The organism is Methylacidiphilum infernorum V4 (assembly GCF_000019665.1).
GTDB classification, from domain to species: Bacteria; Verrucomicrobiota; Verrucomicrobiia; order Methylacidiphilales; family Methylacidiphilaceae; genus Methylacidiphilum; species Methylacidiphilum infernorum.
Genome location: NC_010794.1, coordinates 1,677,600 through 1,691,129 on the forward strand (window position 1 = coordinate 1,677,600; position 13,530 = coordinate 1,691,129).

11 protein-coding genes and 3 pseudogenes are annotated in these 13,530 nt (G+C 48.7%); 3 read left to right on the forward strand and 11 right to left on the reverse strand.

All coding sequences use genetic code 11. The features are described from left to right. Positions 1-6 precede the first annotated feature (6 nt). Positions 7-777 carry a hydrogenase nickel incorporation protein HypB gene (gene hypB, locus MINF_RS07950; RefSeq protein ID WP_012464135.1) on the reverse strand — a complete coding sequence of 257 codons (771 nt, stop codon included), beginning with the start codon at positions 775-777 and terminating at the stop codon, positions 7-9. 142 nt (positions 778-919) lie between these two features. Next, positions 920-1,363, reverse strand: coding sequence for a hypothetical protein (locus MINF_RS07955; protein ID WP_012464137.1), 444 nt, complete (start codon positions 1,361-1,363; stop codon positions 920-922). 118 nt (positions 1,364-1,481) lie between these two features. Between MINF_RS07955 and MINF_RS07960 the strand changes: the two genes are divergently transcribed. Further along, positions 1,482-2,294, forward strand: a complete 813-nt coding sequence (locus MINF_RS07960) for an SDR family oxidoreductase (RefSeq protein WP_012464138.1) — start codon at positions 1,482-1,484, stop codon at positions 2,292-2,294. Between the two features lie 818 nt (positions 2,295-3,112). Here the strand turns inward: MINF_RS07960 and MINF_RS11480 are convergent. From MINF_RS11480 to MINF_RS11990, 6 genes and pseudogenes are all read right to left on the reverse strand, one after another. Then, the gene (locus MINF_RS11480; protein WP_187146930.1) at positions 3,113-3,250 is read right to left on the reverse strand and encodes a hypothetical protein; all 138 of its coding nucleotides are present in this window, start codon (positions 3,248-3,250) and stop codon (positions 3,113-3,115) included. A gap of 119 nt (positions 3,251-3,369) precedes the next feature. Continuing rightward, positions 3,370-3,672: a recombinase family protein gene (locus MINF_RS11980; RefSeq protein ID WP_148205207.1), complete on the reverse strand. Its 303-nt coding sequence runs from the start codon at positions 3,670-3,672 to the stop codon at positions 3,370-3,372. A gap of 1,164 nt (positions 3,673-4,836) precedes the next feature. Next, positions 4,837-4,908, reverse strand: a pseudogene (locus MINF_RS11985) (type II toxin-antitoxin system HicB family antitoxin); the annotation flags it as partial. A 74-nt stretch (positions 4,909-4,982) separates the two neighbouring features. After that, positions 4,983-6,023, reverse strand: a complete 1,041-nt coding sequence (locus tag MINF_RS07975) for a hypothetical protein (RefSeq protein WP_012464140.1) — start codon at positions 6,021-6,023, stop codon at positions 4,983-4,985. 116 nt (positions 6,024-6,139) lie between these two features. Next, on the reverse strand, positions 6,140-6,856 hold the full coding sequence (locus MINF_RS07980) for an SfiI family type II restriction endonuclease (protein WP_048810279.1): 717 nt from the start codon (positions 6,854-6,856) through the stop codon (positions 6,140-6,142). Between the two features lie 2 nt (positions 6,857-6,858). After that, positions 6,859-7,903 (reverse strand): annotated as a pseudogene (locus MINF_RS11990) (DNA-methyltransferase). Positions 7,904-8,101: 198 nt separating this feature from the next. Here MINF_RS11990 and MINF_RS11995 point away from each other — a divergent pair. Together MINF_RS11995 and MINF_RS12000 are read left to right on the forward strand one after the other, a co-directional pair. Next, a complete protein-coding gene (locus MINF_RS11995) occupies positions 8,102-8,368 on the forward strand; it encodes a phage integrase N-terminal SAM-like domain-containing protein (RefSeq protein WP_079200440.1) in 267 nt (88 codons plus the stop codon). A 547-nt stretch (positions 8,369-8,915) separates the two neighbouring features. After that, positions 8,916-9,164 (forward strand): annotated as a pseudogene (locus tag MINF_RS12000) (hypothetical protein); the annotation flags it as partial. A gap of 24 nt (positions 9,165-9,188) precedes the next feature. Here MINF_RS12000 and MINF_RS11870 read toward each other — a convergent pair. From MINF_RS11870 to MINF_RS08010, 3 genes are all read right to left on the reverse strand, one after another. Beyond that, a complete protein-coding gene (locus tag MINF_RS11870) occupies positions 9,189-9,314 on the reverse strand; it encodes a hypothetical protein (RefSeq protein ID WP_274377009.1) in 126 nt (41 codons plus the stop codon). A 508-nt stretch (positions 9,315-9,822) separates the two neighbouring features. Next, a complete protein-coding gene (locus MINF_RS08005) occupies positions 9,823-10,875 on the reverse strand; it encodes a mannose-1-phosphate guanylyltransferase (protein ID WP_048810283.1) in 1,053 nt (350 codons plus the stop codon). 63 nt (positions 10,876-10,938) lie between these two features. Further along, positions 10,939-13,527, reverse strand: coding sequence for a glycosyl hydrolase family 28-related protein (locus MINF_RS08010; protein ID WP_012464144.1), 2,589 nt, complete (start codon positions 13,525-13,527; stop codon positions 10,939-10,941). Between the last annotated feature and the right edge of the window lie 3 nt (positions 13,528-13,530).

Genomic DNA, 13,530 nt, shown 5'->3' on the forward strand with positions numbered 1-13,530 from the left:
CCCATTTCAGAGAAGGGGTTTATGGGTAAATTTTTCGAACTCTCTTTCGATCCAACAAAACCAATTTTCCATTCCCTCCCCCGTCTTTGAGGACAAAGCCAGGATTTCTATACCGGGTCTAATTTTTCTCAGGTAATCTTCGCATCTTTCCATGGAAAAATCGACATAGGGTAACAGGTCTATCTTGGTCAAAATCAAGAGATCAGCTCCATAAAAAGCTTCAGGATATTTTGCCGGCTTATCTTCTCCTTCAGCAACCGATAGGAGGAGAACTCTTTTTGTTTCTCCAAGATCAAACAGGGACGGACAGATCAAGTTGCCTACATTTTCAATCCACAATAGTTGTTCCTCTCTCAAAGGGATCTCTTCAAGGGCATGGCTGATTAGATGGGCATCCAGATGACAACCTTTTCCTGTTTGAATTTGATAAGCGTATGTTCCCGTTGCCCGTATCCTTTGAGCATCGAGTTCGGTTTGTTGATCGCCTTCGATAACCAATTGTTCGATCTTTGATTTCAGCCGGTTGAGCGTTGAGACCAAAAGGGATGTCTTTCCAGAACCGGGACTGGAAATGATATTCAGCGCTAAAATCCTTTTGTCTTTGAAAAAAGTACGATTGCCCTTTGCATACTGGGCATTCTTTTCCAATAGGTCAACCGAAAGATCCCTATGCCTTCGCTCCTTTATTCCAGTGGCTCCATGATCATGATTATGCCCCAGGCGGCCGTGGTCATGCATCGCTTCTCCAGGGCCGTTGCATCCACAATGTGCACACATTGTTCTTTCCTCCTTTGTTTTTTATTGGCTTATTCTGTCTCTCTATAAAATAACCAGGAGCAAAGAACTTCTTCATCCTAAATTTTTATTCTCCTTTATCCCTTATCGGTAATAGAATTTTACCTTAAGGGGTAGATCTGCTTCACGGCGGCATCGGCCGAGGAGAAAGAGATTGCCTGGCGGGCTGGCTCATCAGCCAATAGGTTTGCAGTTCATGAATCATGTCGGTCCACAAGGGAGAGAGATGGGTGGCCACGTCAATTTCTCCAAATGAATTTCTAGGGAAATCCTGGCTCATGTCGAAATGCCCGCAAAAACCGCTCACGATGTTCCCCTCTTGGGATCTGGTCAACACCGTCACCGCCGTGCGCCACTGGATGGCAACCCCACAAGGATATACTCGACTCGGTTCAATCGATAGAATGGTAATTTTGACGAAGGGCCTTTGTTCCAATCTCTCGGAAAAGAGTTGCTTATCCCTTTCTGTAACAGGACAGGGGTGTTGGTCTTTTTTACTACATGAAACCAAGCAGAAAAACACGACTAAAGACAATCTCCCTAAACTATTCCCGAAGATTTTATACATCGTAGCGATTTCATTTATAACTCTGTAAAAAGAATTTCTCCGCTTTCTATCTCAACAAAACATATTCTTAAAATAAAGTTACGGTTTCTTTTCAGGAGGAAGAAAGTAAAAAAAATTCTTGTCGAATAGAAGATCTGTTGATGATAAAATACTTGTCCAGGATAACTTAAAGATGATGCATTCCAAAGCCTTGAGCAGGAAAACGGCTATCATTATTGGGGCATCAAGCGGCATTGGTTATGCAACAGCTCTTGCTCTTGCCGGCGAAGGAGCAAACATCGTTGTCGGTGCCCGCAGAATAGACAGATTAGAAAATCTCGTGCAGAAAATCGAATCCATGAATGGAGCTGCATTGGCAATCCGCACCAACGTCAGGGAGCTCAGCGATGTTGAGAACCTCGTCGTGGGGGCAAAGAAAAAGTTCGGTGGGGTAGACATATTTGTGAACAGTGCCGGGATAATGCCCCTTTCGTTGATGAGAAAAATGAGAGTCGTGGAGTGGTTGAATACCATCGATATTAATTTTAAAGGAGCCGTACACGGACTAGCAGCTATACTTCCCACTTTCCTCGAGCAAAAATACGGCCATCTTGTGTTCGTTTCCAGTATCGCTTCTCGAAAGGTTTTCCCCGGTTCAGCTCTCTATTCCGCCTCTGCAGCAGCCCTGCGTACCCTTGCCGAAGGATTGAGATTGGAACTTTCCCCCTACGACCAAATTAAAGTCACCCTCGTGGAGACAGGCTATGTTCAAACCGAGATTTTCGATACCATTGAAGATGAGGAAATGAAACGATCGGTGCGCACACAGCTGGATAATCTTTCCATTCTCAAGCCCGAAGAAGTGGCTTCAGCCATTCTCTATGCCCTTCTTCAACCCCCCCATGCGGATATCAATGAAATAGTAATCAAGCCAACCGCTGAACCTGTTTGAGCATTAGGCTTCATTCCCGTCATGGAATTCTATTTACCTAGAGGTTGAAAAAGATCCGTTCTTTGCCCCTTTACCAAGATGAAACTTCGCCTGTCCTTCGAAAAACAGCTTCTTCTACACAGCAAAAACCGTTCCGCCAGGCTTACTCACTTGTGCTCAAAAAGGAACAAAGCTGACAGACTCACTCTTTGATGCCGGTTTTACTCGGGCCTTGCGACCCAAGCCAAAGCCTTCCTCTCCAAGGTAAAGACGGCCGGCGGAATTGTCCGTAGGGCCGGCCGTTAAGGGCGGCCAATCCATGCGCCAGGAGATTCCCGGCCGCATTTGTATCCCGGCCGTGGAGCGTCCTGCACCCGGGACACACCCAGGCAGGATGTCCAGGGGCATGGAACCTTGTGCAAATCTAACACCCTCACCGGCCCAAAGCGATACGTCACCACGACCCGGTTACCCGGATGAGCCTGTATTCCCTCCACCAACGCCTTGATCAGCGGACGCCGTGCCTCCGCCGTCACCAACACCTCAACCCGCTCCCGCAACTCCTCCAAAAACTCCTCGGTCGTCACCAGCTGCGTTGCCCGCTCCGCCCTAGCCTGCGCCCGCGCAAACACCTGCTCCTGGTGCTCCAAAAGTACCCGCCGCAAACCCCAATCCGATCCAACTCCCGATCTATATACTCCCGCCGCCCAGGCTTGCGGGCCAGGTGCACTAAGTTAGCCGCCTCTTCGTCCAGTCGCCGAAGCGCCCGCTCTATCTCCTGCTGCTCTCGCAATTCCTCCGCCTCTCTTTCCCCCATCTCCGCCAGGCGCTTCCGCACCTCATCGATAACCGAACCCGGCTCCCGGCAAAACGCCGGGATGTCCCCAGACCAACTGCCCTATCTCCACCACCCGCACCCTAGAATGACCGCGTCGGTGGCGGTAGGCATCCCCTGAACAGTAATATATATACACCATGCTCGTCACCAGCGTCTTGCCGCAACAGCAGCGGATCAGCCCCCGCAGGAGGTATGTCCGTTTAGGGCGTGCGGTGGCGGCACTTCTTGAAGCGCTTCTTCAAGAGTGCCTGGACACGCTCAAATGCCTCGTCGTTCACGATCCTGGGGGCATTCGTACTCGTCCAGTTCCTGACGCCGTGCCCGTCGATGACAATAGCGGCCCATATAGACCGTGTTGGTCAACAGCCGGTACAGCGTGCCGACCTGCCAGCCGTTTCCGCGCTTCCCCCGGTGCTGCGAACGGAACGGGAACGCCGCGTGCGTTGAACAGGTTCTGAAGCTGCACCAGGCCGTAGTCCAGTGCCAGGTCAAAAATGCCCCGCACGACCTGGGCCTCCGGCTCGTGCACGACCAACCGCCGGTTGTGCTTGTCGCCTTCAATCCGGTAGCCGAACGGCTCTACACCCCCAGCCAGCGCTCTTCTCTGACCGCCAGGCTGCGACCGAAAGACATGCACTCCAGGATCGTCTCCCGCTCCAATTCGGTCATGCTGCCCAGCAAGTGCATCACGAAGCATCCAATGGTCTGTGCGGTATCAAACGGCTCGGTGACCTACCTCAACGACACATTGGTTGCGTTCAAGGCTTCGTAGGCGTCCAGAAGCACCCACAGCGACCATGCCACCCGGTCCAGGAGGTAGACAACGACCTGACCAAACCGCTCTTACGGGCGTCTTCGAGCAGGCACTCCACCTCCGGCCGTCTGCCTAATGGTGCTTTGCCGCTCACACCGTCATCGGCATAGATGTAATAGACAGGCAGGCTGTTCAACTCAGTGAAGTGGCTCAGATACTCACGCTGTTTCTCAATGGTGCTGGCCTGAGCCGCTCCTCACTGCTGACACGTATGTATCAGGCATCCGGCCTGCTGTCACTGGGGAAAGAGTTCAAGATGCTCATGTCTTCGACTATCACTTTCGTCCCCGGCCTCGTTCGGTCAAGTCAGGCCGGTGTTTGGCCCAAGGGGTGTGTCGTTGACCGCCTAGAATGCCCATGTGCTACTTATAGCGCACTATGTACGCCTTGTTGATTAGCCAGTCACGGCCTGCCTTTCGGGCTTCTATCCGGTGCTCCTGAGTCAACTAGCGTATGTGCGAACGGCTATAGCTGGTAATTTTGGCGGCCTGATCTATTGTAATACATCCTTCTATCAGTTCACTAATCTTCAATACAATTATCCATTATAAGTATTCCACAGCTTTTGAGGGTGGTCAAAGGGGGGGGTAGTTAGAAATCGGATTCTTACTCGTCCCTTGCCTGATGCACACCTTCGACGTAGAATGAGGGTCATGCGTCGCTTGCCCATGGCCGTCCGCCTTGCCCTCCTGGAAATCAGGTTGGCTTGCGGGCTCCCCGCACCAGGTCGTGCCCAGCCACTCTGAGCGTCTCCGTGTGATTGTAGCGGGCAGCGTACAGGCTACCGGTGAGGGCCCAGAGTCCAGGCATGGGGGTGCTTGTCGCCAACGGCCGACATGCCAGCCTGTTTCAGTATTTCAGCCTCAACCGGTGGAAATACCCTCCTCGGCTGTCTCTCCGAAGGAGGATCAGTCTTTCAAGTCCGGAATGTCAGCGATATATCCACAATCTTCATAGAAGATATTGATATGATAATCCTTCATGATTAGTCTTCCAACGGCTTGCACTTCACCAGTGCCGCGAAGCACAGCGGAGCGGCGTCAGGTGCAAGCGCTTGTTAGTCCACGCTATCGTCGATGAAAAGGGACATTTGCAGAAGGTCTTTATCTTGAATATCAACTGACTGCACTTCTTGGAAATTAATGCCGTCATTACTAAAAGTAACCTGCGTTATTGTGAAAGACTTGTAATGTCCACTATTTCTAAACCCGATACCCCGTTTTCTCTTGTCTAACATTTCCTTCACTGGCTGAGCGATAACATCTCTTTTATTGCAATGATCTTTATTGCAATGATCTCCAATCTTTGGCGTCATTCTAATGGGTCTAGCGCCTACATAGCACGATCTCATTATCGCGCCTAAAAGCAGATCAGCTATCTGGAGAAAGTTTGCGTGCTTATATTCTTCGGTATCAGGCTGATACTTTTTGTGATCCGATGGAAGATGGACAATAGAGGCATCCTCAGAAAAAGTTACATAATCCCGCAAGGGAGTTTTTCCACAAGAACCGTCATAGATCAATCGCCAAACAACTCTGTCTTCATCTAGTTCTCTGTGAGCAGGGTAGCCGTCAGAGACTATCTTCGTTACTTCAATGCGATTAGAATCGTCATATAAATAATGCCCTGCACCCTTGAGCAAGATCCGCAAAAGTGTCTCATCGTGCCTGAGTTTTTGTTCTTTGCGCGAATCACCGCCATAGATATCCCAATCAGCACCTTTAGGATAAAAAATTGTCGCAATTTTGCAATTTAATGGACGGGAGAATATCTGTGGAGATTTACTCCGTAGCGCATCTACAGCAAGAGCAATAGCTTTGTGATACGCACAATCATATTTATTCCAAGTTTGACCACTGATTTCAGCAAAATGTAATTTGCCATCACAATCAAATTTTTGACGACAACGAATTAATTCGGTCAAGAACAACTCCCGAGGAAAATATTCTTCTTGGGAAGTACCCAATAGTGGTGTCTCGCTCTCCACCGACAGCGTAGTAGGCACGAAAAGCAGAACATGCCCCTTAAAGTTGCGCTTGGGCACATCTTTGGTTTCGTCGTGATAGATAACAACACGATGAAGCGAAGTGCTACTCATTCGTCGTCTTCCGAGCGTGGCCTAACGACCCGTGGTTCAGCCGCACGCGGAGCGAGGAGCAAAGCGATCGAACGGAGCGTGTCTGCTGGATGCAGCGTTGGACGGTGCATAAGCTCTCATGAACTCCAGTGGAACGGTTCAGGCGGCATCGGGATAGTTTGGACATGCCAAGTTGCTTTTTGCTTTAGCAGCGAGAACTTCAAACAAACCCTGAATTCTTCACCCAAAGAAGGAGCATTGCGTCCAGCCCTCCAAATCGTATCTTGTGGGGTAGGATTGTGCCTTTCTTGCAACATGCCATTTGGAACAGCAGCCACAATGATACTCTTGAGAGTATGAACGCCACTTTTTTCCTCGTCGTAGTTGTATTTCACAAACAGAGTTGTGGTCAAATATTTCTCGCCTCTCAAGGTAATCACCGTTGGCATTTTGCCTTGAACCTCTACCTCTTGCCCGGAACGAATTTGTTTAACAACCATAGAGAGCTGCGATATCTGCAATGTTGCCGTGCCTCGTTCACTCATTTTCTCTGCTTTTGAATCCACAAAAAGGGCTTGCTTGATTGCGTAGTCTGGGTGAAACAAGTAACAAGCATGTTTGTAATCCACCTTACCAAACAAACGTTTGTCAATCCTGGGCATCCCCAGTCGATCTAGGGCCTCTCGCGTTATATCTTCGCCGATGTCCGAAACCAGATCGCCTTCTTCGCGGAAGATTTCAAGTGCCGTTTCTCTGTAGTCATAGATCGCCTGGACCACAAGCCACAGGGTCACTTTTTCGATTTCTTCAAGACGATCCAAATCATGCTGAAGGTCTTCAGGCTTTAGGAGCATTGTCACCTCTCCGCAGGATTTTCCGCTGAAACTCTTTGGCGTGCCAAGTTCACATATTTTTCCAGGATTTCTATCCCGATGTACTGCCGATTTTCGCGAATGGCAGCTACTGCTGTTGTCCCGCTTCCCATAAAGCAATCAAGCACAATATCACCAGGGTCAGTAAGTAATCGAATTACTCTGGTAGGTAATTCTACGGGGAACTTGGCTTCATGATCGTCATTCGCTCTTACAGAGGGAAAATACCATACCCCCCTAGAACCCCAATTCTTCCATTCGTCGGCGGAGAGTCTTTTCCTGTCAAACTTGGTAATTCCCGGTTTCCAGAAGAAATACAAGTACTCAAACTCGTCTACGGACCGATAGGAGAGACTTGCCCACCGCGAGTTTTCCCAAGCAGCATCTTTCACCCAAACCCGACGATCATACGGATAAAACCCAGTACTCAATGTCCACTCCTCTACAAGACCTCCAACAATCTTGATTCGAGTTTGTGACTCATATTTTCCACCTCGTATATTGTTGCCGTGAATGAAGTCGGCGGTCTATAGTTTGCTCGCTGCATCCAAGGAGTTTGGCTAGCTGATAACGGTTATAGTCAGGATGTTCAGCCATAGCTCTCAATACATCCTCTCTTGTAACAGGTGACCGCTTCCTGTTTACGGCTTCAGCTTGAATACGAGGTATAGACGGGTCCCTGAAGACCAAAATATCAGCTATATTGATAACTAAAAATCCTCCAGGTTTGATTATTGGGTAATGAAGGCGGATAACCGTTTTTAAGAGATTCTGCCAATCTTCAAACGACAAATGTGCCTCATATTTTTTCCCAAAGAAATAGGGTGGGGACCAAACGCTTAGAGCAATGCTATTAGGCTCTATTTGGGGCAGTAGCTGTCTAGCATCTCCCAAATAGATTTCGTTGGGACGCAAGTAATGAACCGGTTCATTTCCTTCGTCTTTCAAGTAGAGTTCACGGAATTTATCCTGCAAACCCTTAGGCAACCGGTCTATTCTGAATTCAGTTTCCTCAACCATACAGCTCATGGCTTACCTACGACTATGGCGAACCCATGTCCTAATTATACCCTCTCTCGGAGGAAATTGCTACTCTTCCGGAAAGCCGCCTAACTTGTAATCATCTTGAGTTCCTATCTTATCTTGCGTGACTCTCTATTTTATGCTATGCCGTGAGCCACGCCGTTGACTCAAGACCTGTGGACCATATCATATCCCAGGGAGAAAATGCTGTCAAAAGGGAAAAATCACGCCACAACAGAAAAAGTTGCCGACTGCCTCCGCGGGGCAATTCGCCTGTGCGGCTACTCCATCCGCACTGAGATAGCCTATCTCCATAGGTACGAATGCTTCATCCGCTTCCACAAACTGTGCCACCCCTCTACCATGGGCGAACCAGAGGTTGAAGCCTTCCTCACCCATCTCACTGCCGTGGAGCAGGTCTCCGCTTCCACCCAAAACCAGGCCCTCTCCGCCCTTCTATTCCCCTACTAGGAAGTCCTCGGCATCCCATTGGGCGATGTGCATGCCCACCGCGCCAGAAAAACCACCTATGTCCAGCCCTATCTCAGCCACGACGAATGCCTGCACATCCTGGCCCGATTGAACAGCACACCCTATCTCGTCGCCTGCTTCCTATATGACAGAGGCCTGTACCTCCTGGAAGTTTGTGCCTGCCCATCCAGGACCTCGACCTTGAGAATTCACTCGTTACCGTCCGCGATACCAAGTCCAACCGCGACCGCGTGACCTTCCTTCACGACTAGGAGCACTTCCGCCAACGCCTCCGTATCCACCTGGAACAGGTGCGCCGCCTCTACGACGCTTACCCCGATGCCCAGGCCTCCATGTCCCCAGCCCTGGCCTGCAAGTATCCGGCAACCGATCGATCCTGAGCATGACAATATGTCTTCCCTGCGTGCAATATCTCTGTGAACCCTTGTACCCTGGCGATTAAGCGGCATTACCTCCACTCCAGCGCCATTCAGAGGACCATTACCGCAGCTGTCCGTGCCGCCAGCATCTCCAAACGCGCCACTCCCACACCTCGAACTCTGCCTTTGCCCATCGGCTCAAGGAGGCCGGTTATCAGTTCGACGATATACAAAAGCTCATGGGACACGCCAACATCCCCACCATGCAATATTATCTCGAAAGCCAGCTCCCTGCCTACAAGCACCTGCGCAGTCCTTTCTCCTCCAAACCCTGTGCTGCCTCATCCTCCCGGTCACGCAAGCAAGGATCGGAGCGTCTGCCGGTAATACCGCCGGAAGTCTCTGCTTACAGCTAGGAGAACTGCACCGGGATGTGATCTCTATAGTTTTGCTATGAGCTCATTATAGAAGCTGTCCAACACGCAGTCCGGTGTCTTATGCCATTCCTCCAGGGCTGCCAGGATGGAGGCTCGCTCTTCATCCGTTAGGTACAGTTTGTCAGGCATCATCTACCTCCCTCTAAACAAACGGACCGTCCGCGCTTTGACGCGAGCAGCTTGATTTGGTACACATTCGATTGCCGAACGCTGCGACCGTGCTAACCATAGCCGGGGGTGTTAACGCACCAGCCGGCCTTTTTATTTATGCCTCATTTTAGCACATCAATCGGGCGTGCACCATGTCGTCTCAGAAACCCGCTTGAACCCGCCCCTTTGTAGCTAGGCTTTGGCGTCCTCAATTGCGTTCAGACGGTTATAATGCGGTCGCGTCTCGTGGAATATATAACCGTCAAACTGGTCGCGCACCAACCCCACGAACTTTTCAACCCTCGGCGTCGGGAAGGCCTATAGCATATCGGCGGCCAGCTCTAGCCTCTCTACAGTGATGATGTACTCCATCGTGTTATCCTTCTTTCTGATGCTAAATTTTCACATGGTGATTCCTGCATAAACACGACAAACCGAGCAAATCCTGCTGCAAAAAGATCTACTAACGAGTCAACTGTTCAAGCTCCTATTTAACCTCCGGAGGTAAAAAAGAATACAGTTTCTTTAATTCCTGCAATTTATCTTTTGGACAGACAAGAATAGCCTGGTCAGATTCAATAACGACAAGATCCTTGACGCCGCATAAAGCGATTAATTTGGAATTGGAGACAACAATGTTTTCTTCGGATTCATAAGCGCAAATTTTCCCTTTAACCTTGTTGCCTTTTTCGTCGCTTTCTAGATATGAAGCCGCTGATATCCAACTGCCGAGATCATCCCAATCGAATTTAGCTTCTATAGCAAATATTTTATCGGTTTTTTCCATCAAGGCATAATCGATGGATATCCTGGGAAGCTCGATAAATTTATTTTTCCATCCGAAAGGATCCTTTAAATAATCAAGAATGAATTGGTGGAACGCAGGAGCCCACCTAGAAGTTTCATCCAGGAATGTTTTAACCGACCATATGAATAAACCGGCATTCCACCCATAGTTTCCTTCCTTTACGTAGCTTTGCGCATATTCCATGGTCGGCTTTTCCACAAAGCGGACGACAGGAAAAAATTTTTCATCTTCCTTTAGAAAATAGCTTGATTTATCCAGTTTCAAGTAACCGAAGCCTGTAGACGGGTATCTTGGAGGAATAGAAAAGGCTACAATCCTCCGCTCCTCCTTGGCAAAGACAAAACAAGCACGGAGTTGGCGCTGGAATGCTTTTTTGTTCTCTATTTTACTATCCGCAGGCAGAAGAATAACAACGGCCTCTTCCGAATGCTTTGCCGCCATGGCTGCGGCTAAAGAAGCTGCAGCGGCGGTGTCCTTTTTTTCAGGCTCAGGAATGATTCTTTCGAGAGGAAAGCCGGGCACCGTCCTCTTGATCAAGGAGAGCTGGTGGCTATTGGTCAAAATGTAGAGATTGTCATCGGGAACCAAGCCCTTTACTCTCTCTATAGTTTCTTCAAGCAGGGTTTTCCCAGAAAAAAAAGGAATCAAGTGTTTTGGAGCATCGGCTCGGCTCATCGGCCAGAACCGTTCGCCACTGCCTCCAGCCAAGATAAAAACAAAACAATTATCCACGAATGCCCCGTGCTTTTTAAACACACAAAAGACAGCTCAATTCTTCCTGGCCGGACAAAAATGTCAATCTTTTATAACAATCTCTTTTTTTTCTTTGATCCTTAATGGCTCTTTAACATCAAAATAGAGGTTGCGCCTCACTACGGCTTGTCGGATCCCTCCTCCTATCTCTATACCCACCGGCCCATGTTCAAACCAATTATGATCTATGAGCAGATCTTTCCCCACCACGGCCTGGGCGGAAGCACTCTCCCCGCCGTGGTCTATGCCCACAACAATCCTCTGTCCAAAGGCAAGGCGATTTGACCTCATCACTCCTCCCCGGATCGTCTCGAAAGGGACCATCGTAGCACCCCCCATTTTCTGATCTATAAGAAATCCCAGCGTGCCAAAATCTGGGCTCTTTATCCTCGACCGCAAAAGCTCTCTATTCTCAACCAGAGGATAATTTACGGCCACGTCCAAAACATTGTTAAGCCATTGGATGAAATAGCCTCCTTGTGCGATTAATCCCTGGGATCGCCTCAGTTGATTACCATCGAATAGAACGTCGTAGGCAAAGCCACTTAAAGGGAAAAGAAACCGGCAATCCTGTGCCTGATTTTCGAAGAAAATCGACTTTCCTTCCCACTGATAAAAAAACAAAAGACTAGAAAAATCGGGAGGAACATCCCAAGGCCTGTCCACGCGGATAGCATTGGAATTTTGAGCGGTGACCTTTCGCAGTTGACCGGCTCCTTTACCCGAAACAACAAGGACATCTAGCCCCACAAGACCGGGAAGTACATTTTTTCCCAATATTTTCGTCTCCGATGCTTCAGAAGACTCTACAGGGGCCGCGAATGGACTGCTCCAGGGAAGGAAATAAACCGCTATCTCTTTATTTAAAGGCAAGGAAGTTCCTTGATCAAGGGATAGTTTCCGTTCGCTATTGGCAATGACTTTCCTGGGTAGGGGTTCTTTATTGTCCTCCTCGACGATGAGTATCTGCTGGTCCACTAAAGAATCCTTGGCAAAATTTCCCTCTTTAAAAATAATCTCGGTTCCCGCGATAGTCGCTTTAAGAGGTTGAATCTTGGCTAAAGGATCGGTTTTTTTCTTCCCCATGGGAAAACCAAGATCGATAGACAAAGCCAGCCGACTGCCGCGGCCAAACTCAGAAAACTGGTTATGCGCAACATACATGAACCTCAAGGGGGCAAGCCTCCTGTAAACAGTCGATTCATCCGAAAACCAGTTATCTTCGACAAATAGCCTTTCTCCGCCCATTTCGGTCCAACAAAAAGCGCCCATCGGGTTATAAAAACTATTTTGGGTGATCCTGCCGTTTTTTAAATGCACAGCCCTCTGCCTGCAGCCGATAATCTCACAGCCAGAAATCTCAACATTCTCAAGACTCCCTAGGGCGAGTGAAAAACCCACTCCAGGCACGCCCTCCAACCCCCATCGTAATATTTTCCACAAGGGGCCGTTGACAACAGAGCCATGGGGGTAGCCATAGAAAGGGAGAAATTGTATGCGGATATTGCGCAAGAATACATCTGAAAGATCCTTAGAAAAAGGGATTTTTCCTTGAAAAACAAGGGATAAATCTTCCCAATCTTTAGCATTGCCTAAAAGTTCCTCGTCACCCAGGGCAGATCGATCGACCAGGACACGCTTGGCATTCCTAACCCTGATCGACAACTCTTCGAGGGCAAACTGTCCAGAAGAAAAAAGGGCAGCAGGAATGAAATCTTCCTCGCCATGGGGTTCATTTTCAGGCCAATTTAACCATGAGAAATCCGTTCCATCTCCTTCTATTAAAGTCTTTGGGGGAATGAAGAAACTCCCTCCTACCTTGTATGTTCCTGCTGGAATGTAGACTATCCCTCCCCCGTTGGACTCCGCCGCCTTCAAGACCTTCCGCAAAGCTTCTGAATCATCACTTAGGCCGTCTCCTTTTGCCCCATATTCTTTAATATTGAAAATCTTGGATGGCCATGCCGTGGGATTAACAACCCGGAGCAGGAAGGCTTCACTCCAACCGGATTGCCCTCCATGGCCGTTATGAATGAATAGATCGTATTCTCCCACGGGCAATGTTTCAGGGATTTTAACCCGGCAGCAGTATTTTTCGGCTTCAAGGGTTTCAAGAAATGTAGGTTGAGTCCCTTTTTTGGGAACAACCATGACCTTCAATTTTTGAACGTCTTCTGGAGATAAAAGAATATTGCGACCGATGAGACACAACTCCGATCCTGGATAGGCTTCATCTTGTTTTAAGCCGGGAAGCAGCCTGCTTGGCTGGCACCATTCTATTTGCGGCCGATTGATCAAAAACCGATTTTCGGCAATCTCTACTCCGAAGATTCCCGGGGGGAAAACGGCAGGAATCTCAAATTTTATAGACTGTTCAGATACCTGGATCGGGCTAAGTGAAACTTTTTTTTCATTGGGAAAAGAAAAAGGTACATAGCCGGTTTTAGGATCGTCGTCGGGGACGGACCAAAGCAATACCTCTTCTTTAGGAACAAACCCCCAACCATAAACGATCACCCCATCAGCGGGTTCTACCGGCTCGGATACCCAGAAGGAGCTCGATTTCGAATAAGCAACAGAAGAAAACCACAAGAAACAATAAAAAGAAAAGAAATGAAAAAATATCTTCAAGTT